The sequence below is a fragment of the Streptomyces sp. NBC_01433 genome (assembly GCF_026340105.1).
In the GTDB taxonomy this organism is placed as follows: domain Bacteria; phylum Actinomycetota; class Actinomycetes; order Streptomycetales; family Streptomycetaceae; genus Streptomyces.
Genome location: NZ_JAPEPM010000001.1, coordinates 5,977,937 through 6,000,212, shown reverse-complemented (window position 1 = coordinate 6,000,212; position 22,276 = coordinate 5,977,937). Strand labels below are relative to the sequence as shown.

At 72.9% G+C, this 22,276-nt stretch carries 18 protein-coding genes; 10 read left to right on the top strand and 8 right to left on the bottom strand.

What is annotated here, in order from left to right:
• Positions 1 to 280: 280 nt before the first annotated feature.
• From OG413_RS26850 to OG413_RS26835, 4 genes are all read left to right on the top strand, one after another.
• Positions 281 to 1,366 (top strand): exo-alpha-sialidase, encoded by a 1,086-nt coding sequence (locus OG413_RS26850; RefSeq protein ID WP_266809501.1) that lies wholly within the window; start codon positions 281 to 283, stop codon positions 1,364 to 1,366.
• Positions 1,367 to 1,411: 45 nt separating this feature from the next.
• Positions 1,412 to 2,089 carry a uracil-DNA glycosylase gene (locus OG413_RS26845; RefSeq protein WP_266809499.1) on the top strand — a complete coding sequence of 226 codons (678 nt, stop codon included), beginning with the start codon at positions 1,412 to 1,414 and terminating at the stop codon, positions 2,087 to 2,089.
• A gap of 80 nt (positions 2,090 to 2,169) precedes the next feature.
• The gene (locus OG413_RS26840) at positions 2,170 to 3,285 is read left to right on the top strand and encodes an N-acetylglucosamine kinase (RefSeq protein ID WP_266809497.1); all 1,116 of its coding nucleotides are present in this window, start codon (positions 2,170 to 2,172) and stop codon (positions 3,283 to 3,285) included.
• A 166-nt stretch (positions 3,286 to 3,451) separates the two neighbouring features.
• A complete protein-coding gene (locus OG413_RS26835) occupies positions 3,452 to 4,375 on the top strand; it encodes a sirohydrochlorin chelatase (protein ID WP_266809495.1) in 924 nt (307 codons plus the stop codon).
• Positions 4,376 to 4,610: 235 nt separating this feature from the next.
• Here OG413_RS26835 and OG413_RS26830 read toward each other — a convergent pair whose 3' ends face one another.
• Together OG413_RS26830 and OG413_RS26825 are read right to left on the bottom strand one after the other, a co-directional pair.
• Positions 4,611 to 5,678: a lactonase family protein gene (locus OG413_RS26830; RefSeq protein ID WP_266809493.1), complete on the bottom strand. Its 1,068-nt coding sequence runs from the start codon at positions 5,676 to 5,678 to the stop codon at positions 4,611 to 4,613.
• A gap of 205 nt (positions 5,679 to 5,883) precedes the next feature.
• Complete coding sequence (locus tag OG413_RS26825) at positions 5,884 to 7,386, bottom strand: FUSC family protein (RefSeq protein ID WP_266810383.1); 1,503 nt, start codon at positions 7,384 to 7,386, stop codon at positions 5,884 to 5,886.
• Between the two features lie 228 nt (positions 7,387 to 7,614).
• Between OG413_RS26825 and OG413_RS26820 the strand changes: the two genes are divergently transcribed.
• The 3 genes from OG413_RS26820 (at position 7,615) to OG413_RS26810 (ending at position 10,371) form a co-directional block, all read left to right on the top strand.
• A complete protein-coding gene (locus OG413_RS26820; protein WP_266809491.1) occupies positions 7,615 to 8,097 on the top strand; it encodes an Lrp/AsnC family transcriptional regulator in 483 nt (160 codons plus the stop codon).
• 381 nt (positions 8,098 to 8,478) lie between these two features.
• The gene (locus OG413_RS26815) at positions 8,479 to 9,870 is read left to right on the top strand and encodes a serine/threonine-protein kinase (RefSeq protein ID WP_266809489.1); all 1,392 of its coding nucleotides are present in this window, start codon (positions 8,479 to 8,481) and stop codon (positions 9,868 to 9,870) included.
• Positions 9,871 to 10,014: 144 nt separating this feature from the next.
• A complete protein-coding gene (locus OG413_RS26810; RefSeq protein WP_266809488.1) occupies positions 10,015 to 10,371 on the top strand; it encodes a hypothetical protein in 357 nt (118 codons plus the stop codon).
• Positions 10,372 to 10,487: 116 nt separating this feature from the next.
• Here OG413_RS26810 and OG413_RS26805 read toward each other — a convergent pair whose 3' ends face one another.
• Together OG413_RS26805 and OG413_RS26800 are read right to left on the bottom strand one after the other, a co-directional pair.
• Positions 10,488 to 11,480, bottom strand: coding sequence for an aldo/keto reductase (locus tag OG413_RS26805; protein ID WP_266809486.1), 993 nt, complete (start codon positions 11,478 to 11,480; stop codon positions 10,488 to 10,490).
• 55 nt (positions 11,481 to 11,535) lie between these two features.
• On the bottom strand, positions 11,536 to 12,426 hold the full coding sequence (locus OG413_RS26800) for a glycoside hydrolase family 16 protein (RefSeq protein ID WP_266809484.1): 891 nt from the start codon (positions 12,424 to 12,426) through the stop codon (positions 11,536 to 11,538).
• 291 nt (positions 12,427 to 12,717) lie between these two features.
• Here OG413_RS26800 and OG413_RS26795 point away from each other — a divergent pair, with 291 nt between their 5' ends.
• Complete coding sequence (locus OG413_RS26795) at positions 12,718 to 13,278, top strand: DNA polymerase ligase N-terminal domain-containing protein (protein ID WP_266809482.1); 561 nt, start codon at positions 12,718 to 12,720, stop codon at positions 13,276 to 13,278.
• Positions 13,279 to 13,348: 70 nt separating this feature from the next.
• On the opposite strand, the gene OG413_RS26790 is transcribed toward OG413_RS26795, so the two are convergent.
• The 3 genes from OG413_RS26790 to OG413_RS26780 all read right to left on the bottom strand — a co-directional run bounded on the left by OG413_RS26790 (position 13,349) and on the right by OG413_RS26780 (position 20,036).
• Complete coding sequence (locus tag OG413_RS26790; protein ID WP_266809480.1) at positions 13,349 to 18,391, bottom strand: HEAT repeat domain-containing protein; 5,043 nt, start codon at positions 18,389 to 18,391, stop codon at positions 13,349 to 13,351.
• Positions 18,388 to 18,828, bottom strand: a complete 441-nt coding sequence (locus tag OG413_RS26785) for a MerR family transcriptional regulator (protein WP_266809478.1) — start codon at positions 18,826 to 18,828, stop codon at positions 18,388 to 18,390. Before OG413_RS26785 ends, OG413_RS26790 begins: the two co-directional genes overlap by 4 nt.
• A gap of 74 nt (positions 18,829 to 18,902) precedes the next feature.
• Positions 18,903 to 20,036 carry an NADP-dependent oxidoreductase gene (locus OG413_RS26780; RefSeq protein ID WP_323137904.1) on the bottom strand — a complete coding sequence of 378 codons (1,134 nt, stop codon included), beginning with the start codon at positions 20,034 to 20,036 and terminating at the stop codon, positions 18,903 to 18,905.
• 267 nt (positions 20,037 to 20,303) lie between these two features.
• On the opposite strand from OG413_RS26780, the gene OG413_RS26775 reads away from it, so the two are divergent.
• Together OG413_RS26775 and OG413_RS26770 are read left to right on the top strand one after the other, a co-directional pair.
• Positions 20,304 to 20,717, top strand: a complete 414-nt coding sequence (locus OG413_RS26775) for a DUF6083 domain-containing protein (RefSeq protein WP_266809476.1) — start codon at positions 20,304 to 20,306, stop codon at positions 20,715 to 20,717.
• A gap of 118 nt (positions 20,718 to 20,835) precedes the next feature.
• Positions 20,836 to 21,321, top strand: coding sequence for a GreA/GreB family elongation factor (locus OG413_RS26770; RefSeq protein WP_266809474.1), 486 nt, complete (start codon positions 20,836 to 20,838; stop codon positions 21,319 to 21,321).
• Between the two features lie 53 nt (positions 21,322 to 21,374).
• Here the strand turns inward: OG413_RS26770 and OG413_RS26765 are convergent, their stop codons facing one another.
• The gene (locus tag OG413_RS26765) at positions 21,375 to 22,010 is read right to left on the bottom strand and encodes a DUF1345 domain-containing protein (protein ID WP_266810379.1); all 636 of its coding nucleotides are present in this window, start codon (positions 22,008 to 22,010) and stop codon (positions 21,375 to 21,377) included.
• Positions 22,011 to 22,276 lie beyond the last annotated feature (266 nt).

The window sequence follows — 22,276 nt, the reverse complement described above, 5'->3', positions numbered from 1 at the left end:
TGCACGCTAGGTCGGCCGCCGGAGACCGGTCAAGGGCGCACGCCCGGTTCCGTACCGGGATTCGGCACCCGGGCGGCGTCATGTCCGTGTCCGGACCACGCGTCCCGTCCGCGTCCCGTCCGCGCGCCCGGTTCCGGCCGACTGCCGCCTCCGCCGGGGTTGCGCCTTTTGCGCCACCGCCGCTCCGACCTGCGCGCACACGTTCCGCACGAGCCGGTGTCAGTGGCCGGGTGCAGACTGTCCCGTATCCGGCACAACGGCGTTTCGGGAGGTCTCGGTCATGACCGAAGTACTGCTGGCGGTAGGCACCCGAAAGGGACTTTTCCTCGGCCGCAGGCGCGGCGGAGCCTGGGAGTTCGAGGAGCCCGATTTCCGTGCCCAGGCGATCTACTCGGTCGCCCTCGACACCCGTGGGCCGACCCCCCGGATCCTGGTCGGCGGCGACAGCGCGCACTGGGGCCCTTCCGTGTTCCACTCCGACGATCTGGGCGCGACGTGGACCGAGCCGAAACAGCCCGCGGTGAAGTTCCCCAAGTTCACCGGGGCGTCGCTGGAGCGGGTCTGGCAGCTGCAGCCCGCCGGTCCCGAGGCGCCCGACGTGGTCTACGCGGGGACCGAGCCCGCCGCCCTGTTCCGGTCCGAGGACCGCGGTGAGAGCTTCGAGCTGATCCGTCCGCTGTGGGAGCACCCGACCCGCTCGAAATGGGTGCCCGGCGGTGGCGGCGAGGGCCTGCACACCATCCTGACCGACCCGAGGGACGCGCGGGCGGTGACCGTCGCGGTCTCCACGGCCGGGGTGTTCCGGACCAAGGACGCAGGCGAGAGCTGGGCTCCGTCGAACAAGGGGGTGTCGGCGGTCTTCCTGCCCGATCCGGACCCGGAGTTCGGCCAGTGCGTCCACAAGGTCACACGGGACGCGGCCGATCCCGACCGGCTCTACCTCCAGAACCACTGGGGCGTGTTCCGCAGCGACGACTCCGGGGACCACTGGACCGACATCGGTGAGGGACTGCCGTCCGACTTCGGGTTCGCCGCCGCCGCGCACCCGCACCGCGGTGGGACGGCCTACATCTTCCCGATCAACGCCGACGCCGACCGCGTCCCCGCCGAGCACCGCTGCCGCGTGTTCCGTACGAGCGACGCGGGGCGGACCTGGGAGCCGCTGTCGGCGGGTCTGCCCGAAGGAGCGCACTACGGCACGGTGCTGCGCGACGCGCTCTGCACGGACGACGCGGACCCCGCCGGAGTCTACTTCGGCAATCGCAACGGCGAGTTGTACGCCAGCGCGGACGACGGGGACAGCTGGCGGCAGCTCGCCTCGCATCTGCCGGATGTGCTGTGCGTACGTGCGGTGGCGCTCGGCTGACCGGCAGTTGATCGGAGTGGTCGTATCACCAGTAGAGTGCGGCCCGTGGCAGCAAGACCTTTGAAAGAAATCGTTGAGCCCGGGTGGGCGCAGGCCCTTGAACCCGTGGCCGAACGCGTCGCCGAGATGGGCGACTTCCTCCGCACCGAAATCGCCGCGGGGCGCACTTACCTACCCTCGGGTCCGAATGTGCTCCGGGCGTTCCAGCAACCCTTCGACGAGGTGCGGGTCCTCGTCGTCGGTCAGGATCCCTACCCCACCCCGGGTCATGCGATCGGGTTGAGTTTCGCCGTGGCTCCCGAGGTCCGGCCACTGCCGGGCAGCCTGGAGAACATCTTCCGGGAACTGCACGCGGATCTGGGCCTTCCGCGGCCGTCCAACGGTGATCTCACGCCGTGGACCCAGCAGGGGGTGCTGTTGCTCAACAGGGCGTTGACGACCGCACCGCGACGGCCCGCGGCCCATCGCGGCAAGGGCTGGGAGGAGGTAACCGAACAGGCCATCCGGGCCCTGGTGGCGCGCGGCACACCGCTGGTGTCGGTCCTGTGGGGGCGTGACGCCCGCAACCTGCTGCCCCAGCTGGGCAACTTCCCGGCCATCGAGTCCTCGCACCCCTCCCCGATGTCGGCGGACCGCGGGTTCTTCGGCTCACGGCCGTTCAGCCGGGTCAACGAACTACTGGAGCGCCAGGGGGCGCAGCCGGTCGACTGGCGGTTGCCGTGACGGATGCGCCGCCCCCCGGACCCGCGTCCGGAACGGCATCAGCGACCGTTTCCGGGACCGCTTCCCCGACCGCTTCCGAAGTGGCGGCCGGAACTGCTTCCGGGGTTTTCGGTGCTCCCTCCGAACCGGCCGCGGGCCCCTACGTCCTCGGTGTGGATTCGGGCGGATCCGGTCTGCGCGTAGCGCTCGGGACGACGGCCGGGACGCGGGAGCCGCTGTCCACCGTCGTCTGTGCCGAACCCGTGCGGACGGGGTCGGCGGGGATCGACGCGGCCCATCTGCTGGAACAGCTGCTGCCCGCCGCGCGGACGCTGCTGGACCGGGCCGAGGCCGGACGGGGGGCGGCAGGAGGCCCGGAGGGCGCCTGCGGGCCGATCGCCGCCGTAGCCGTGGGGGCTGCCGGGATGGCGACGCTCGGCGGGCAGCTGCGGGCGGAGCTGCCCGCAGCGCTCACGGCCGCGTTGGGGGTACGCCGGCTCGCCCTGGCCGCCGACGCGGTGACCGCGTACGCGGGCGCGGTGGGCCAGCGGCCGGGTGCGGTCGTCGCGGGCGGCACGGGCCTGATCGCGCTCGGCACCGACCTGACGTCGTGGCGCAGGGCGGATGGCTGGGGACATCTTCTGGGTGACATCGGCGGCGGTGCCTGGATCGGCCGTGCCGGCCTCGACGCGGCGATGCGTGCCCACGACGGACGACGCGGCGGATCCGCGGCGCTGCTGTCCCGGCTGCGCGCCGTGTTCGGTCCGGCGCCCGACCTGCCCGGCCTGCTCTATCCGCGCGCCGACCGCCCCGCGCTGCTCGCGTCTTTCGCCCCCGAGGTGGCGGCGTGCGCCGGTGACGACACGGTCGCCGCGGACATTCTGCGCCGGGCCGCCGCCCATATCGCCGAGGCGGCCGCCGCCGTGTGTCCCGAGGCCGCGAGCGATGGCGGTCCGGGATGCGAAGTTGCCCTGACCGGTGGCCTGTTCAGGATGGGCGACCCCTTGCTCGTACCGCTGCGCGAGGAGCTGGCCCACCAGGTGCCGCAGGCACTCGTGGTGCCCGCTTCGGGGGATCCGCTGGCCGGTGCGCTGCGGATCGCGCGGGCCCTGGCGACAGCGGATCTGAGACTGCCGCTCCACCCGACGCTGCTGTTCGTCCCGGGGTCCGCGCAGGGGGTCGTACCGGAGTGCGCGTCGGAGGCGGGGCAGCCCTGACGACGCCCGCGCGCTGCTGCCCCGCAGTAGTCCCCCGACCCTGAACCGGGCCGACAGAGCGGGGCAGTTGCCCGGTATGCCACGCATCAGACATAAGCGGACAGATGACGCCTGACTGGGCCCTCCCCGAACAGAGGAGCATGCAAAACCAGTAGCATGCGGCGCCATGAGCACCCCCACTGGGCCCGCTTCCGGCCTGCCTGTACGAATGCCGCGACCTCGCCAGTCCGGACGGCACCGCCGCCCGGAGCCCGTGGTCGCACCCGAGGGCGCTGCCGCCCTCGTTCTCGCCGTTCCCGGTACCCCCTCCTCGGCCACGCGCAGCCTGGCCGAAGAGGTGATCAGCATCGCCCGTTCCGAGCTGCCCGGCCTCAACGCGCGGATCGGCTATCTCGACGGTGACGACGCCGAGTACCCCACGCTGACCAGCGTTCTCGCACACTCCGCCGCCGAGCGCGTCGCGCGCTACGAGCAGGCCAGGGCCGTGGGCCGCGAAGTCGCCGAACCCGTCGGCCCGCCCGCCGTCGTGGTGCCGCTGCTCGCGGGGCCGGACAGCGCCCTGATCCGGCGGATACGGCAGGCCGTGATGGACAGCGGTACCCAGGTCGAGCTGACCGATGTGCTCGGCCCGCACCCACTGCTCGCCGAGGCGCTGCACGTGCGGCTGTCGGAGGCCGGGCTGGCGCGCGCCGACCGCGCGAGGCTGTTCACCGTGGCGACCGCCGCGGACGGCATCGTGCTGGCCACGGTGGGCGGCGACGAGGCCGTGCGGGCGGCCGGGATCACCGGCATGCTGCTCGCCGCCCGCCTCGCGGTGCCGGTGATGGCCGCCGCACTCGACGTGGAGGGTTCGGTCGCGGCGGTCGCGGAGCAGCTGCTGAGCTCCGGTTCCACGCAGCTCGCGCTGGCGCCGTACCTGGTGGGCCCCGAGATCGACCCGGGTCTGCTGGACGCCGCGGCGAAGGAGGCCGGCTGCGCGACGGCCGAGCCGCTGGGCGCGTACCCGGCGATCGGCAAGCTGGTGCTGTCGATGTACGCCACGGCGCTGGGCATCACTCCGGCAACGCCGCAGGGCGCGCAGGCGCACTGATCCGCGCCCGCGCACACCGGCGTAACGGCGTAACGAGCAGTGGGGCGCGGACCGGGTGGACCCGGTCCGCGCCCCACTGTCGTACCTCGACGCCGAGCCGCGCCCCACTGCCGTACCGCGCCGCCCGGACACCCGGACGCACCCGAGCGCCCTGTGCCGGCCCCAGGACGGCCCGGGGCGGCTTGTCGGTCGGTTCCCTGCGGGCCGAACCGCCCGGCGGGGGCCGCGGGCCGCCTCAGGCGAAGACGACGCAGGAGGCCGCAGGGGCCTCGACGGAGCCCGCGTACTGCGGGACTCCGGTCTCCGCCTCCACGGCGAACCAGCTCACGTTCCCGGAGTGCTCATTGGCCGCGTACAGCCACCGGCCCGTGGGGTCGAGGGTGAGGTCGCGCGGCCAGCGGCCCCCGCAGCCCACGGTCGCGACGAGGACCGGCTTCTCGCCGGTCTCGTCGAGGGTCAGCACCGAGATGCTGTCGTGCCCGCGGTTGGCGGTCCACAGGAACCGTCCGTCGTGCGAGACGACCACCTCGGAGGGGTACGTACGCACCGTGCCGTCCGAGGACGGGTGCTCGGGCAGCACAGGGGTCTCGCCGACCGGTTCGAGCCGTCCGGCGGCCGCGTCCCAGCGGCACACCGTGACGGTCGGCTCCAGTTCGTTGAGGACGTAGGCGAGCGCACCCGAGGGGTGGAAGGCCAGATGACGTGGTCCCGCACCCGGCGGCAGCGCCGTCTCGCCGTGCAGCCGCAGTACTCCCGTGTCGGGATCCAGGGCGCAGACGCGTACGGAGTCGGTGCCGAGGTCCACACTCAGCACCCAGGCGCCCGAGGGGTCGCCCAGCACCTGGTGGGCGTGCGGGCCCTCCTGACGGCCGGTGTCCGGGCCGCTGCCCTCGTGCTGGAGCACGGAGACCGCCGCGCCGAGCGAACCGTCGGCCAGCACCGGCAGCGCGGTGACACTGCCCGAGCCGTAGTTGGCGGTGACCAGGTGGCCCGCCGCGAGCGCGAGATGGGTGGGCGAGCCGCCGTCCACGGCCTGGATCCCACCGATGAGCCGGGGTACGTCGCCGCTGATGTCGAGGGCGGCGGCCGCGCCGCTGGGGGTCTCACCGACGGCGTACAGGGCCGTTCCGCCCGGCCCCGGACCGAGACCGACGGCGAGGAACGAGGGATCGGCCAGGACGTCCGTGGATCCGAGCACGGTCAGGGCACCGGTGTCCCGGTCCACGGCGGCGGCGGTGATGCCCGGACCGCCCGACGAGGTGAACGATCCTATGAATGCCCGCCCGGCGCTGTTGCCGCCCATCGCGCTACCCCTCTTCACTGTCCGCCGCGATCTTCACGGCCGACGGTAGCAGGCAGCCCCTTTCGCGGTCTGGACCAATCCGCTCCGGGTCATGCGGCGGCGGTGCCCGTTCCGGCCGCGCGCCCCGTCCACGTACGCGCCGCACAGCGGTCCGAGCCCCGTGCGGGCTGCGGCCGGTGACCCGCCGAGCCCCGTCGTGCCGCGCTCAGGCGGGGATGAGCGGCGCCCGCGTGGAGCTGCGCAAGGGCGCGGCGAGGTCCACCAGCGCTCCCTCCAGCGCGTGCAGATGCGCGAGTGCGGCCTCGGCCCCCGGGTGGTGGTGCGGGGCCTGAACAGGGACGGCCGACCGGTCCGTACGGATCTGCCCCGGAGGCGCCAGGGCCAGCACGGCGGCCTCCACGCGATGGCAGGCGGCGGTGAGGCGCGCGTCGTGGGAGGCGTCCGGGTCGGCGGCCACGGTGGCGAGGCCGCGCACCTCGCGGGCGCAGGCGTCGAGCAGATCCAGTACCTGACGGGCGCGGGCCTTGCGGGCGCGCAGCGGGCTGATGGGGTGGACGAGCGGGGCGAGCGACAGCCTGGCCCGGCCCAGCAGCAGTTCCAGCTCGGCGGCGAGCGGTGCCGGGTCGGCGTGCTGGTCACCGGCCAGCCGCAGCGCCGCGGCGCCGGTGCAGCGGTGCACGCAGTGCAGGGCCCGCTGGATCCACGCCTCGGTGGTGGCGTGCGTGGTGACGGGCAGGATCAGGGCGACCCCGAGGACCGCGCCGAGCGCCCCGGCCGCGGTCTCCTCGAAGCGGAGCCACAGCAGCCCGGGGTGCAGGACGCCGAGGAGCCCGTAGAGCAGTCCGGCCATGACGGTGACGAAGAAGGTCATCCAGCTGTACGAGGGCGCTGCCGTGTAGAAGATCCCGAAGACGCAGACGGCGACGAGAGCGGCGGTGGGTGCGGGTGCCCCGTGGAGCGGTACCGCGACGAGCAGCCCGACGCCGATCCCGGCGACGGTCCCGACGACGCGGCGGAAGCCGCGGACGAGCGTCTCCCCGCGCGAGGCCGTGTTGACGAAGATCCACCAGGCGGTGCCGACCGCCCAGTACCAGCGGTCCGGGGACAGCAGCAGCCCCACCGCGAGCGCGATCCCGCAGGCCGCGGTGGCCTGGAGCGCCTGCCGGGTGGTGGGCCTGTCGAACCCGCGTCCGGTGAGGGGCGCGGGCTGGGCCGACAACGGGGTGCGGCGCTCGATGCACCAGGCACCGAAGCGGACCGCGCAGGACGCCGCGACTGCCAGCGCCACCGCGCCGTACAGCTCCGGCAGCTGGCCCGGAACGGCGTGCAGGAACTGGGTGCTGAAGAACATCATGAAGCCGAAGATCCCCAGCGCGTGGCCGCGCGGCCCCCAGCGCCGCGCGTACACCCCGGCGAAGACGACGGCCAGCCAGCAGACGGCCCGCAGCAGGGGCAGTCCGTGCAGGGTGCTCGCCAGGGCGAGCACCGGGAAGCCGACTGCGGGCAGCAGCAGGGTGGTGACCGCCTGCCTGCGGACGGTCGGGTCGCCGACCGTGAACAGCGCGAGGAGGGCGGCGAGTCCTCCGGTGATGGAGGCGGTCAGGGAAAGGCCGGCCAGTTCGGCCGCGGCCACGGCCAGGCCGATACCGAGCACGGCGCGCAGGGAGACCCGCAGTCGCACAAGCCCCGGATCCGGGGCCACGAACATCCTCTTCACGACGGTCGGACCGCCCCCTTCGGCTGGAGAACACCCTCTTCTGCATGGCAAAGGCGCCGCGGATCCGGATGCGGCTTCGTCGCCGTCCGGCGCTGCGCGGCGCCATCGATGACCAAAGCAAAGCATCCTGGGGGACAGTGGCTCAAATCGATGAGCGAGTACTGTGCCATTGGTACAGTCAAACTCGGCATCGGCATGCCAGAAGGAGACCAACGGACCATGGCGGTGGACGCTCTCGACACCCGCATCCTGCGACTGCTCATCGAGCAGCCGCGTACCAGCGTGCGTGAGTACGCGCGTGTACTCGGGGTGGCCCGGGGCACGCTGCAGGCCCGGCTCGACCGGCTGGAGCGGGACGGTGTGATCACCGGGACCGGGCCGGCGCTCTCCCCGGCGGCGCTCGGCCACCCGGTCCTCGCCTTCGTCCACCTGGAGGTCACCCAGGGGCATCTGGACGAGGTGGGTGACGCGCTCGCCGCCGTCCCCGAGATCATCGAAGCGTTCTCCACGACGGGGGGCGGGGATCTGCTGACCCGGGTCGTGGCCCGGGACAACGGGCATCTGGAGGATGTGATCCAGCAGCTGATCCAGCTCCCCGGGGTGGTCAGGACACGCACCGAGGTGGCGCTGCGCGAGCGGGTGGCGCACCGCACGCTGCCGCTGGTGGAAGCCGTGGGGCGGGCCGCGGGGACCCCCGACTGACGCGAACCGCTCGCGGGAGCGGCGCCGGTCTCCACCGCCCTGGGCGGCGGGCCGCATCTCTCGGCGGAGCAGGCCGAGTTCATGGCGCGGGCCGAGACCGAGCGCCTGGTGGACCGGTCCGCACCCGGTCGGCCGGGCCCGTATCCGCCGGTCCGTCAGCTTCCCGCATCATTTCCATGGCGGCCGGGGTGGCCAACGGGGCATTCGCGGTCCTACAGACCGATATCCTGACCGGGTCGCGCGCCCCGCCCCGTCCCGCTCCGGAAGAGCCCGACGGGGGCAGGTGCCACGGCAGTCGGAGCGGGCCCACAATTCGAGATTGGTGCACAGGTGCTGGTAGCTGGTCGGTACCGGTTGGTATCCCCCATCGGTCGTGGCGGCATGGGCGAGGTGTGGCGTGCCACGGACGAGGTGCTGGGCCGGGCCGTGGCCGTGAAGCTGCTGCTGGGAGACCATGCCGACGCCTCGTCGACCGCCCGGTTCCGCATGGAGGCGCAGACCGCCGCCCGGCTGAGCCACCCTCATCTGGTGGCCGTGTTCGACTTCGGGGCGTGGGAGGACCGCTTCTATCTGGTGATGGAACTGGTCGAGGGCCAGAGCCTGAGCGATGTGCTGGCCACTCAGGAGACCGTGCACCCCGAGCAGGTGGCGCTGATCGCGGGCCAGGCGGCCGCCGGTCTGGCCGCCGCGCACCGCCAGGGCATCGTCCACCGGGACATCAAGCCCGGCAACCTGATGCTGGACGCCGAAGGGTCGGTGAAGATCGGCGACTTCGGGATAGCCCAGTTCGTCGACGACCCCTCGACGGCGTTGACGACGGCCGGTCACATCGTGGGCACCAGCCTCTACTTGGCCCCGGAACGCGCACTCGGCCGCACGGCCGACTCCGCGTCCGACATGTACTCCCTCGGCTGCGTCATCTACCAACTCCTGCTCGGGCAGCCGCCGTTCCGCTCCGACACGGCGACCGCGACGCTCTACCAGCACGTCGACACGGCACCGGTACCGCTCAGACAGCGGGGCGTGGACATCTCCGCCGCGTTCGACTCGTACCTGCTGGGGCTGCTCGCGAAGCAGCCCGAGGACCGGCCGAGTGCCCAGCAGGTCTCCGACTGGTTCCGCACCGATGCCTGGCGCGGCCGTCCGGAGCCCCTGCCGATGCCGACGCCCGCCGCCGCACGCGCCCCCCGGCCCGCGCCGGTCGCCACGCCGCCGCCGGCCGCCCCGGCCGCGCCCGTCGGCCCCCCGACGTACAGGCTCCCGCAGCCCACCGGCCGGCGGCGGAACACCTCGGGCAGCAGGGCCGCTCCCGCCCGTCGGCGCGGCGCACGCGAGGCGATCAGGCGGCGCCCGCGGGTGGCGAGCGCGATCGCGGGGACGGCGACGTTCCTGGCGGCGGTGTATCTGGGGATGATCCTGTTCTCGCCGGACTCCAGTTCGGCCGGGACGCCGGACTCCGGCCCTTCCGGCCCCACCCCGGCGGCCGGGACCGACGCACCCGCGCAAGGCGGTCCGGCGGACAGCGGTTCCACAGGAGACGCACCGGCACCGAACGAACCGTCACAGAACCAGGCCCCGCAGGACACCTCGGCCGGGAACGCCGGACAACAGCAGAGCTCCGGTCAGCAGAACTCGGGGCAGGAGCAGGGCACCGGGCAGGAGCAGGGCACCGGGCAGGAGCAGGGCTCCGGGCAGCAGGACCAGGACCGTGGTCAGCAGCAGGGCGAGCGGGGCAAGAAGCATGACGGGGACGAGGAGGACGGGGAGGACTAGCGGCTCCGTTCCGCGTCACCCGGGATGTTGAGCCGCCTTCTGTCGGGCTCTCGGATTCCGCGCCACAGTTGTCATCGGCCGACTCGTTCAACGGGGGCGCCGGACCCTCGGGGGATGACATGGGTTCAGAAGCACGCTCGTCCGGTGACAGCCTGGTACGCGATGTGGTGCACGAGGTGGTCACCGAGCTCGCTCCGGATGAACTGCCCCTGCTGGAGGGTCTGTTCACTCTCGACGACACCGCGGCCATCCGGCGTCTCTCCGGTCGGGGGCAGCGGCGCCTACTTCCGGGTCCCCGACCCCGAGGCCCAGTCGGCCCGGCAGGCACTCGGCACGCAGTCACTGAAGGGCAGCCAGGACTGCGAACGCGCCCTGAAACAGCAGGACGGCGTTCTCTTCGTCACCGCGATGCGTGAACTGACCGCCGCGGGAAACAGCGCCGCGACGCCCACGAGGAGAATCACCACCGTGCCGCACGAGGCGGGTTACGCCGGCTACTGACCCCGGTACTCAGCTCCGCGACGACTGTCCACGGTCCGGCCCGCGGCATCGGCACCGACGGCAGCCGGCACGGCGGAGGGATCAGGGGCAGCGGCCCTGTGCGGCCCGGCCGTTCGTCACCAGCGGTCGTGGATCTCGGCGCGGATCCGCCGGTCGTACAGCTCCCGCACGGCGTCCAGCGTGCTCTGCGGGAGCGGCGGCAGCGCTGCGGCCGACGCGTTGGCACGGGCCTGTTCCACCGAGCGTGCTCCGGGGATCACGCTGGTGACACCGGGTTGCTGGATGATCCAGCGCAGCGCGGTCTGCGCGGGGGTGGCACCCTCGGGAGCCAGCTCGGCGAATTCGGCGGCCGCGGCGACCCCGGTGGCGAAGTCGATGCCGGAGAACGTCTCGCCCTGGTCGAACGCCTCGCCGTGGCGGTTGTAGGTGCGGTGGTCGCCGGGGGCGAAGACCGTGTCCTTGGTGTACTTCCCCGAGAGAAGTCCGGAGGCGAGCGGGACACGGGCGACGATGCCGACTCCGGCGGCCACGGCGGCCGGAAGGACCTCGTCCAGTGGCTTCCGGCGGAACGGGTTCAGGATGATCTGGACGCTCGCCACCCCCGGGCGGGCGAGGGCGGTGAGCGCCTCGGCACAGGTCTCGACGCTCACCGCGTAGGCGGCGATCCGCTGCTCGGCGACCAGGGCGTCAAGGGCGTCGTAGACCGCGTCCGAGGAGTAGACGCTGCTCGGCGGACAGTGCAGCTGGACGAGGTCGAGCGTGTCGACGCCCAGGTTGGCGCGGGAGCGGTCGTTCCAGGTGCGGAAGTTGTCGAGGACGTAGTTCTCCGGCACCTGGTCGGCGCGGCGGCCCATCTTGGTGGCGACGAGGATGCCCGCGTCGGGGCGGTCCTTGAGGTACCGGCCGATGAGCTGTTCGCTGCGGCCGTCCCCGTACACGTCCGCGGTGTCGAAGAAGGTGACGCCCGACTCGACGGCCGCGTCCAGCACGCCGAAGGCGTCGGGCTCCGCCACCTCCCCCCAGTCGCCGCCGAGCTGCCAGGTGCCCTGTCCGACGACCGATACGTCACGGCCGGTCCGGCCGAGTGTGCGCTGTTCCATGGGGCTCATGCTAAGCGGGTGGGCAGGGTGGGCGGCTCCGGCCGGATGCCCGGCCGGAGGTACGTCAGCCGGTGGTGACGCGCACGTAGTCGACGACGAGCTGCTGCGGGAACGTGGTGTTCCCGTCGGGGTCGCCGGGCCAGTAGCCGCCGACCGCGAGGTTGAGGATGAGGAAGAACGGCTTGTTGAACACCCACTGCTTCCCGGCGAGGTCGGCCGGGGTGCGCCGCTGGTACACGGTGCCGTCGACGGACCAGGTGATGGAGCCGGGGGCCCAGTCGACGGCGAAGGTGTGGAAGGCGTCGGCGAAGGCGGCCCCGCCCGGGAGGGTGTAGCCGGCGCCGATGCCGCCCGAGCCGGAGTAGCCGGGGCCGTGCAGAGTTCCGTGGACCGTGCCGGGTTCGAAGCCGACGTTCTCCATGACGTCGATCTCACCGCTGTTGGGCCAGCCGACGCTGCCGATGTCGTCGCCGAGCATCCAGAACGCGGGCCACATGCCCTGTCCGCGCGGCACCTTCATCCGGGCCTCGACGTGACCGTACGCCGTGGTGAACTTGCCGGAGGTGTTGAGCCGGGCCGAGGTGTACTGGCAGGAGCCGTACCAGCACTGGTAGTTGGCGGGGTTCTCCTTGCGGGCGGTGACGACGAGGTTGCCCTGGCCGTCGAGTGCCGCGTTCTTGTTGCCCGCGGTGTAGAACTGCCGCTCGTGGTTGTTGACGTTGTCGCCGGTCTCGATCTGCCACTTGCCGCCGTTCACGGCGGACCCGGCCGGGCCGTCGAATTCGTCGGAGAAGACGACCGCCGAAGGAGCCGCGGCCGAGTGGGGGGCGGCCGAGGCTCCCGCGGGCAGCGCGGTCACGACCGCGGAGCAGCAGAGCAGGGAGAGCGCGAGCAGGGTGGCGCGGCGGCGCCTGGAGACGTGCCGCACAGCGTGTCGCGAGAGGTGCACAGTCATCACATCACTTCGCGTGGGGGGCATGCGCATGACATATTCACACCGAGAGGTGAACGATCAGCGTGATCACCTCGGGTGAACTTTTCACTACTTGTTCTAAGGGAGCGCTCGAAGCGGCGTCAATGGCCTGGTCCAGACCGGAGAGGGAACGGACCGTGCCTCCGGCATGTGCGGATGAACTCGGAGCACCGCACGACACCCGGGCGCACGGTCCGTTCCCCCGCCCGTCGTGCGGTCCACGGCCGACGGCGTCACAGTGGAAGTAACGGGGCGGGCGGAGGGAGCGCGGGCGTGGACGCTGACGACACACTTCGGCCCCGCTTCGTGGTGCAGATCCACGACGCACGGCGCATGCACTTCGACTTCCGGCTGGAGGTCGACGGCGTACTGAAGTCATGGGCGGTGCCCCGAGGGCCTTCCGAGAACCCGAGCGACCGGCGGCTGGCCGTTCCGACCGAGGACCACCCGCTGGAGTACCGGGAGTTCGAGGGGGTCATTCCACACGGCGAGTACGGCAGCGGCACCGTCATCGTCTGGGACCAGGGCACCTATCGGCCGCTCAGCCACGACCGGCAGGGCGTCGCCGTGCCCTTCGACGAGTCCTTGGCCCTCGGTCACGCCACTTTTTGGCTGCACGGGGCCAAACTGCACGGCGAGTTCGCCCTCACCCGGTTCCGGGTGGGCGACGAGGAGAACGGCGTCGGCCAGGAGGCGTGGCTGCTGATCAAGGCCAACGACCGGCTGGCCGTACGCGACAGACCCGGCTCGCCCGACCCGTACCACGCCCGGTCGGCGCGCACCGGGCGCACGCTGCACCAGGTCACGGCCGCGGCGCGGGGAGTCGACGGCTGACGGCGAGATGCCGGTGGACGTACGAGGTACGACGAACGACGTACGTGTCGCTCCGCGACGGATGCGGCGTCTACCTGTCGTCGGCGCCCGTGAGCCGGTCGAGGACGTCCGTGTACCGGGACCGTTTGTCGGGGCGGGCACGGGCGGCGGCGTGCCGGAGTGCCGGGACCGCGGCAGCCCCGAAGCGGCCGATGGCCTCGCGGGCCGCGCTGCGGACAGCGGGCTGTGCGTGGCCGAGGAGACCGACCAGAGCGGGGACCGCCGGTTCCCAGGACGCGTGGGCGAGCGTCCGGATCGCCATGCGCACCACATCCGGCTGCGGGTCGGCCAGCAGGATCATCGTCTGCCGCGCATACGTCGAGCGGTCCAGCAACGCGCGCGAGGTCCGATGAGCATGCAGGCGTACGCCGGTCTTAGGGTGGCGCAGCAACGCGTCGATCACTCCGCGCAGCACCTGGTTCCCGTTGTCGCGCAGGCTCGGGTGCCCGCCGCCCAGCGATCCCGGCCCCGGCTTCCGATCGGCCCGCGGCGGTGGGTTCCGGTCGCTCCCCGCCGCCCGGTCGCCGTGCCGCTCGGCGAGGAGCGCGAGGGCTCGCCGTATCTCCTCGGGAGTGCCGGTACGGGCGAGGGTCAGCAGTTCCGGCAGTGCGGGGCGGGGCCCGGCCCCTGGCGTCACTGCCGCGACCGGGGCCGGGGCCGGGCTGCGCAGGGCTTCGAGGGCGGCGGCGTCCGCCCGTGCGGCGCCGGGTCCGCGCAGAGGCCCCTCGACCAGGAGGACCGCGTCGGCCAGGGCGTCGCGTCCTTCGGTACGCAGCCGTCGCCGGGCCCGGGTCAGGGCGGGAGTACGCAGCAGTGGCCGCCCCGACAGCAATTCCAGGAGCCCCGTGGCGCCCGCGTCGATGCGCTCGCCGAGCAGCGTCGCCAGTACGTCGGCGGGGACCCCGCGCAGTACGCGCAGGGCTTCCGGGCGGAGATCGGGCGGCCCGCTCTCCCACCACCCCAGGAGCAGCGGGACGAGCGGCGGCAGGTCCCAGGGGTCCAGCCGGGCGGCCAGGCGGAGCACGCGTTCCGGCCGGACCGCGTCGCCGCGCAGCTCCGCCCCGTCGACGGCGACGAGTGCGCGGGCAAGGTCGATCCGGGTGCCGAGATCGTTGGCGGTGCCGTTCGCAATGCCGGTGCCAGCGCCAAAGCCGGTACCGGTGCCGTTCGCAATCCCGGTGCCGGTGACAAAGCCGTTCCCGGTGGCCGGGTCGTCCACCCGGCCGCGCAGGTAGGCGCGGAGCACGGCCAGGGAGATGTCGGGTTCGGGCCACGCCCGCAGGGCCTGCGCGGCAGCGTTGCGCCGGTCCGCGTCGGGGGCGTCAAGCAGGGTCAGCAACCGGGTGCGCAGGGCCGTGGAGCGCGGCTGATCGAGATCGTCGAGGTGTACGGACCTGACGGCCGACGCCGACGTACCCGTCCGTGGTTCCGCCGCTTCCCGCGTCGGCACGGCCGTCTCGGTGATCGTCCAGGCCGGTGCGTCGAGTGGCTGGAGCCGCGTCATCCAGTCGACCAGCCGCTCGCGCACGCCGGGATCGGCACCCGGGTAGGCATCGATCAGTGCGTCGAGGCGGTCCCGGGACCCCGGAGCCAGGGAGTGATCGCGGCGGCGGAACTCCTCCAGGGCACGGGGCGTGCGTACGGCGGCGTCCAGCGCGGCCCGCCACGCCGTCGACCCGGTGGAGGGGGACGTCCGCACCGGCACGCCGAAGGTCTCGCGCAGCAGCGCGGGACCGGACAGCCAGGGGTCGGCTCCGAGGCGCGCGGCGGCGAGAGCCCGGTCCAGATCGGGGCGGACCAGCACCGCACCGCACCTGCGCAGCAGGGTCAGCGTGGACGTGCTGCCTGACGGTCCGGCCGGTGACGCGCGTACCGCCTCGGCGACCGTGAACCGCTCGGCGGCGGACAGCCGGGGCGCCACGGCGTCCAGTACGGCCATGAGTTCCGACGCGCACTCCCCCGTCACCGCCGCATCCCGCTGTCCGCGCGCGACCTCGTCGTACGCATCGGTCACGATCCCGCCGAACCGGGCGAACGCCGCCACCTCACCGGACGTCCACGGGGCCGGGCACAGCCGGAGCGTGCACCGCAGGACCCGGCGCCGCGCATCGGCCGACCGGACGCTCTCCGCCAGCCCGAGCCAGTCCTCCAGCATGGGCCGCAGCCTCCGCAGCTCCCGCAGCCGGTCCGCGTCCGGTGGTGCGGGGTGCGCGGCGATGCGCAGGGCGACCGAGGTGTTCCACCCCCCGGTCAGCAGGGACTCGATCGCGAGGGCCGCCGCGTCACGCGGCTGGGGAGCGCGCGCGAGGCGGGTCGTGATGCCGTGCCTGGACAGGGGCTCCGCCAGTTCCGCGACCGACCCCGAGGCGAGACGGACGCCGCCCGACGACAGCAGGCCGAGCAACGCCGGAACGACCGGCGACGCCTGGGCATCCAGGGCGAGAACCGCACGCGGGGTCAGTACGTTGTCGAGACCCGCCAGCAGCAGTTCCCGGGCGCGCCCGTCCTCGCTCTGTTCGGCGGCGGCGAGAACGGTCGCCGTGCAGGCGTCGCCGAGGATCGCGCGCAACGCCTCGACGAGCGCGGTACGCAGCCCCGGGTTGTCGTGCCGGCCCAGCCAGTGGAGCAGTCGCGGCACCGCCGCCGGTGCGCCCGCGCGGACCAGGACCGACGCGGCGGTCTTCTTGATGTTCATGTTCGGGTGGTCGAGGCAGGCGGCGATCGACGCGGACGCCCAGCGGGCACGCGCGTGCCCGAGTGCCAGCAGCGCCTGCCGTACGGTCCGGATGTCCCGGGCCCGGGTCAGCACGGTCAAGGTCGCCGACAGGGCCTGTGCGTCGTCCCCCTCGGCATCCCGCGCCAGCAGGGCGATCACGTGCTTGCGCACCTGCGGGTCTCGGCCGCGCAGCAAGGAGTGCACACGCGGCCGGAGGGGCACCGCGCCCGGCACCTGGAGCAGCAGCTTCAGCAGCACCGCCTGCTCACCGCCGGACAGCGCGGGGCGGTCCAGCAGGTCCAGTGCCGTCGTGGCGACGAGGGCGTGGCCCGCCTCCTGCGCGTCCGCCGCGTCGAGCAGGCAGACCGGCCGGATCCGCTGCCGCCGGTGGAGTCGGCACCCCAGAGCGTGCACGGCGTCCACGACCTCCTTCGGTACCTCGGGTTCGCCGGTGGGTCCGGCCGTGTCCGGGCGGCGTTCGTCCGTGGGCCGGGCCGCGCGGGGGCGGACCGCGGCGGGGTCCGCGTCCCGGGGCAGGGCGAGGTCGCGCACGATGCGCAGAAGCAGGTCGGCGATGACGGGCAGCGTTCCGGCGCCCCCGTGATCCGCGAGCCGGCACAGCGCCGCCACGGGTTCGTCGGGGTCCGGGCGCGCACTCAGGAGGGCCAGTTCGGCCTCGTCGGGGCCCCCGAGGTCGGCGGCTATCCGGGCGGGCAGGTCCGTGGGGTCGAGACGTACGAGAATGCGCCGCCGTGATTCCGGATCGTGGCTCAGATGCCACAGGAGCTCCAGGGCCCGGCCCCGGACGCCACGGAACGCCGGCGCGATCGTGCCCGTGGCCGCGCGGGTGTCCGCGCCCGCCCCTGCGTCTTCGCCCGCGCCCAGGCCCTCGCCCACGGTGAGGCCCAGCCCTTCGGCGAGCACCTCGGCCGTCCGGCGGCCTCCGATGGCCTCCAGGGCGGTGAGGGCTGGCGCCGGGGCGCGGGGAAGGAGGGCGATCACCGCTTCCTCGGCGTCCGCGTGACGCAACGTACGAATGGCGTCGAGGAACGGCCCCGGCGTGGGAGCGGCCCGAAGCAGACCGGTGACGGCCGCGCCGATCGGCAGGTCCCCCGTGCCCTGACCGGCCAGAGCGACGAGCAGGTCGAGCCGGCGCGGCCAGCTCGGGTCATCGGCCGGAGCGTCGATCAGGGCATCGAGCATCGCCCGGCGGCAGGTGTAGAGCACGGTGGCGACGTCGCGCGACGGGACCGAATGGTCGGCCAGCGCCAGCCCGACGACGGTCCGTACGTCCGGGGGCGTCGGGAAGTGCCCGCGCCGGTGCAGTCCGCGCAGACAGGTCAGCACCGGCCCGCCGAGCAGCAACGGATCGCGCGTGGCAACGGCCAGGAGCCCACTGATGTCGTCGCGTTCCGCGAGATCACCGAGGAGTTCCAGCGCGTTACGGCGAAGTGCGGGCGGAAGGTCCTGGTCCTCGGCCGTCTGCCGAAGGAGCCTGCCGTGCCCGTGGCGGGCCGCGGTGATGAGCGCGGCTGCCGCGACCTCGGGCCTCCCGGTCGCGGACTCCGCGGTGAGGCCGGGGGCCAGGAGCGCCGGGTCCAGCGGCCTCATCACGGCCCACGGTGCGGCGAGTTCGCCCAGTGCGCCCGCCGCGACATCGGCGTCGGCCGCGCCGAGCAGGGGGATCAGCCGGGCACGCGCCGTCGCCGGGGAGAGCAGTCCGGCGTGCAGACCCTGCCGGGCCAGCCGCAGGGCCTCCGCCTGGAGTACCGGGTTCCGGGTGTCCACGAGTTCGGCCACGAGGTGCGCGGGCCGGTGCGCGTTCATGATGTCGCTGCCGCGCACGGCCTGGTACAGGAGTTCCCCGGGCGTCTCGTCGCGGATGGCGGCGGGATCGGTGAGGACCTCGGCGCGCAGCCAGGCGACCCGTACCCGTACCGGCAACCGGGCGGCCCGCCAGTCCGGCCTGCTCCCGTACGGCAGCCGCGGCCCGAAGTGTTCGTGGAGTCCGGCGAGGACGAGCGATTCCTCCGGCGAACCCGCCGGAAGACCGGACAACAGCGCTGCCAGCTCCCCAAGTTCGGCCGAGTCGCCGCGTTGGGCCGGCTCGCCGCGTTCGGCCGGCTCGGCGGGTTCGGCCAACTGGGCGGGTTCGGCCGCGTCTCCCGTACCGCACGGCGATCCGACCCGCTCGGCGAGGAGGGTGAGTCCCAGATACCGCACCCGTGAATCCTCGTGCCGGACGAGGCGTCCGAGGACGGCCGGCGGACAGACCCGCGCGTCGAGGTGCCGGGCCAGCCATCCGGCGTCGGCCCGGCCGAGGGCGTCCAGGATCTGTTCGTCCGGAGGTGTCGTCACGACCGGATACCAGGCAGCGCCTGCACGGCTCCACCAGCGGAATTCGCCCGGTCCGGGATCGTCTCCGGGACGACTCTGGCCGCCAGCCGCTCACGCAGCAGAGTGAGCCGGGCGATCTCCGCGTCCAGGGCGGCGAGCCGCCGTGCCGCCACTCCCTCGCCGCCTCTGCCCCCGTCCGCGTCCGCGAAGCCGCGGCACTGCTGTGGCGGGGCTTCCAACAGCACGTCGAGACGGTCGGCGCAACGGTGTACGTCCCCGACGGTGAGTCCGACCGCCAGCAGTTCGCGGATGACTCCGACCCGGGCGATGTCGCGCGTACCGTAGTCGCGCTGGCCCGTCGCCGTGCGCGGCGGAGGGGGCAGCAGACCTCGCTCCTCGTAGAACCGAAGCGCCCTCGGCGTGGTCCCCGCCGCTGCCGCCGCGTCACCGATCCGCATCCGCCACCCCCGACAACCTCAACAGCAACAGCGCCTACGGCCGCACGCACGAGCACGTGCGCCTTCAGCTATACCTATACCTCGACGATCACCGAGCCAAGGTGCTGACCGCCGATCAACTCGTACAACGCGCGGGCCGCGTTGTCCATGCCCGAGATACGCACATGGGGAAAGGTGATCTCCCCGGAGCGCAGCCACTCGCCGAACTTCCGGTTCCACTCCTCGTTGGCTTCGGGGTGGTCGAGTCCGCTGATGCCATGCATCGTGATCCGCTTGACGATGAGCTGGAACGAGTCGATCTCGACCGGGGCGGAAGCTCCGTTCCCCCGCTCCGCCAACTGCCCCGACAGGGCACCGATCAGGACGAACCGCGCACCGGGCCGGGCCACCGCGATGGCGGCCCGGAGCTGTTCGCCCCCGACCATGTCGACGAAGACGTCGATGCCGTCGGGCGCGGCCTCGGCCAGCCGGGCGGCGAGCGAGGTGCCGGGTTCCCGCAGGATGGCCGCGTCGTAGCCGAGGTCGGCCGTCATACGCTCCGCCTTCGCCGCCGAGCCGGTGGTTCCGATCACCCGGCCCGCGCCCAGGAGCCGGGCGGTCTGCCCCACCATCGAGCCCACCGCACCGGCCCCGCCCGACACGAACACGGTTTCGCCGGAGCGGAGTCCGGCGACCCGGCCGAGTGCCGCGTACCCCAGCGACCCCTGGGAGAGATGGGCCGCCGGGTCGGGCAGTACGTCACCGAGCGGGGTGTATCCGCCCGCCGGAATCACCGCGTACTCCCGCCAGCCCAGCCAGTGCGACACCCACTCACCGGCCCGCGGCCCCTCCGCGCCACCGCTCTGTCCCTCGGCCACGGCGTCCCCCTTGGCCACGATCTGGCCGACAGCGGCTCCGAACAGCGGTTCACCGGGGCGTACGCCGGAGAAGGGGGCGCCTTCCACACTTCCCGCGATGACCGTGCGAAGGGCGGGGAACACCTGGAAGTACCGGTTCCGCACCAGCACCTCGCCCTCAGCCAACGGCGGGATCTCCGTGTCCACGACCTCGAAATGTTCCGGGCGCGGGAGACCGTCGGGGAAGGCGGCGAGCCGCACTTCTCTCGACGTGCGAGGGGTGGGCAGCGCACGGGACAGGGCAGACTCGGCGACGGACATGACGAACTCCTCGGAGGTGTGGTCCTCTTCGGCCTGACGGCCGGAAGGCACGCAGACGCTAAACCCTCACCCGCGCGTCAAGGGCAAGCCCGCAGCGGGCCGATCGAGGCTCGCCGCCTGTCCGGGTGCGGGAGTTCTCCTCGGAGAACCGGCCGGTCCGGCACTCGCCAGTATGGAATCGGCCCAGCAGTTGCATCACGGTTGAGCCGGTCCGCACCTCATGTGGCCAGTGGCATCCCTCTGGTTGACACCCGCCTCACCCGTCCCGGCCGGATCGCGTCCTACCGGAGCCGACGCTCGGTCCGGACCCTGAAAACCATGGGGTACACCGAGAACGCCGCGCCCGCCCCGTACCACCCCGACGACGCTCCGCAGGCCGCTCGCGAAGGAGCCACCGCTTCCCCGCCGCCGACGCCACCCGTCTGCCCGTGCTGCGCACTCCCGCAGGACCGCTACCCCACCCTCTACCCGCAGACCTGGGTGCTGCTGGAACCCGGCATCACGGTCGCATCCCACATGGTGCCGCCCCGCCGCCGGTGGCTCATCACCCCGGGCGGCATCGCCTGGAACACCTGGGACGCGGAGCCGATCCCGGGATCCCGCTGCCGGATCGCCCATCGCTCCGTCTGCCCCTGGTCCGAAGCTGACGACCTCTGGCCGTGGGGTACCGCCCTGCGCCGGGAGAACGGGCGCACGGCACAGCGGCTCTTCAACCTGCCGGACACGGGCTGAAGCGAGCCTGCCGCCGGACCGGCCCACCACCGCAGTGTGCCGATTAGCCTGATATCGTAAAAAATGCCGTATACAGCCTGCGACACTCAACCGTGCCGCCCGCGCGACGGGAGCAGGAATGACCGGTGGACCCGAACCCATCAGCTCTGCCGCCCGCGAGGCGCTCGATCGAGAGCTCGCCGATCTGCGGGCCGAGCGCGCGACAGTCGCCGCCACCTTGGGCGGCGGCGAGCAGGTGGGCGACATGGCCGATTCGGCCGATGAGTTGCAACGCGCCACGGAACTCGACCGCCTGGACACCCGTATCGCCGAGATCGGTACGCGGCGTCGCGAGGCGGGCGTCGCGGGGGCCGCCCCGACCGAAGCCATCGGCGTGGGCAGCACCGTGACGGTGCGGTTCGCGGACTCCACGGAGATGACCCTCCAGATCGGCGAGGTCGCCGCGGTGCTGGACCGGACGTTGATCACCGCCGACAGCCCCCTCGGTCGCGCGCTGCTCGGACATCGCGCCGGTGACTCCCTCACCTATGACGCTCCCGAGGGACGGACGACCGTGCTCGTGCTGTCACTCGGCGGCCACAGCGGCAGTCACAGCGGGTCGTAGCGCAACGGTTTCGCCGTACGGACCCGCGCATCCGACCCGCGCCCGTCAGCCCGTCAGCCCGTGACGATTCCGGCGACGAGGTTGATGGTGGTGGCCAGGATGCTGGCGCCGAACACGTAGGACAGCAGGCAGTGCCGCAGGGCAACCGCGCGGATCGTGGAACTGGAGACGCCGGTGTCGGAGACCTGATAGGTCATCCCGAGGTTGTAACTGAAATAGAGGAAGTCGACATACTTCGGCCGGTCGGAAGAGTTGAAGTCGATCCCGCCTTCGGCCGGCAGGTAATAGAGGTACGCGTAGCGGGTGGCGTACATCAGGTGGAGTGACGCCCACGCCAGGAACACGCCGCAGAGTGCCAGCGCCGCCGCGGCCCGACTCAGGCCCGTCTGGCCGACCAGGAGCAGCACCACGATGCCGACCAGCCCGCACAGGGCGGCCGCGACGACGACGAGCTCTTCGAGGACGGGCCGGAACTCCTGGCGTCGGACATTGCTGTGGGTGGTGGCCGCGTCCATGGGCCACAGTACGACCCACCCCGTCACGACGAAGATCAGCTGCGCCCCGGCGATACCGGCGAGAATTCCCAGTGGCACGTTGGCCAGCATGCCCGCGGCCACACCGATCAGTGCCCCGACGACCGTCGCGCCGGCGAGTCGAGGAACGGCGGAGAGCGCCTGCCGGCGGTTCATCGATCTCAAGAGCGACCGCCTTCGACGGCTCGGTGACGGGCCTCGGGCTTCCGCTTCGGCCGAGTGGCGACGCCCCGGCGCGGAATGCCGCCCATGAGACAGGTGGGGGACCGAACGGGGACACCAGACTATCCGTGCGCCTGTCACGGTGCAGCCCGGCGGCTCGACCCACGCCCCCGGAGGCACGCGCCGGGGCCCAGGCGTTCGAGCCGCGCTCCGCGTACCGCGCCCGAAGTCGAGTGGCGTGGGTCGATCCGCCTGCATAG

Coding starts and splice junctions, on each gene's coding strand:
- OG413_RS26835 (WP_266809495.1), top strand. CDS start 3,452: ATGAGCACCCCCACTGGGCCCGCTTCCGGCCTGCCTGTACGAATGCCG.
- OG413_RS26775 (WP_266809476.1), top strand. CDS start 20,304: ATGGGGTACACCGAGAACGCCGCGCCCGCCCCGTACCACCCCGACGAC.
- OG413_RS26770 (WP_266809474.1), top strand. CDS start 20,836: ATGACCGGTGGACCCGAACCCATCAGCTCTGCCGCCCGCGAGGCGCTC.
- OG413_RS26825 (WP_266810383.1), bottom strand. CDS start 7,386: ATGTTCGTGGCCCCGGATCCGGGGCTTGTGCGACTGCGGGTCTCCCTG.
- OG413_RS26785 (WP_266809478.1), bottom strand. CDS start 18,828: ATGCGGATCGGTGACGCGGCGGCAGCGGCGGGGACCACGCCGAGGGCG.
- OG413_RS26850 (WP_266809501.1), top strand. CDS start 281: ATGACCGAAGTACTGCTGGCGGTAGGCACCCGAAAGGGACTTTTCCTC.
- OG413_RS26815 (WP_266809489.1), top strand. CDS start 8,479: ATGGGCGAGGTGTGGCGTGCCACGGACGAGGTGCTGGGCCGGGCCGTG.
- OG413_RS26765 (WP_266810379.1), bottom strand. CDS start 22,010: ATGAACCGCCGGCAGGCGCTCTCCGCCGTTCCTCGACTCGCCGGCGCG.
- OG413_RS26805 (WP_266809486.1), bottom strand. CDS start 11,480: ATGAGCCCCATGGAACAGCGCACACTCGGCCGGACCGGCCGTGACGTA.
- OG413_RS26830 (WP_266809493.1), bottom strand. CDS start 5,678: ATGGGCGGCAACAGCGCCGGGCGGGCATTCATAGGATCGTTCACCTCG.
- OG413_RS26800 (WP_266809484.1), bottom strand. CDS start 12,426: ATGACTGTGCACCTCTCGCGACACGCTGTGCGGCACGTCTCCAGGCGC.
- OG413_RS26820 (WP_266809491.1), top strand. CDS start 7,615: ATGGCGGTGGACGCTCTCGACACCCGCATCCTGCGACTGCTCATCGAG.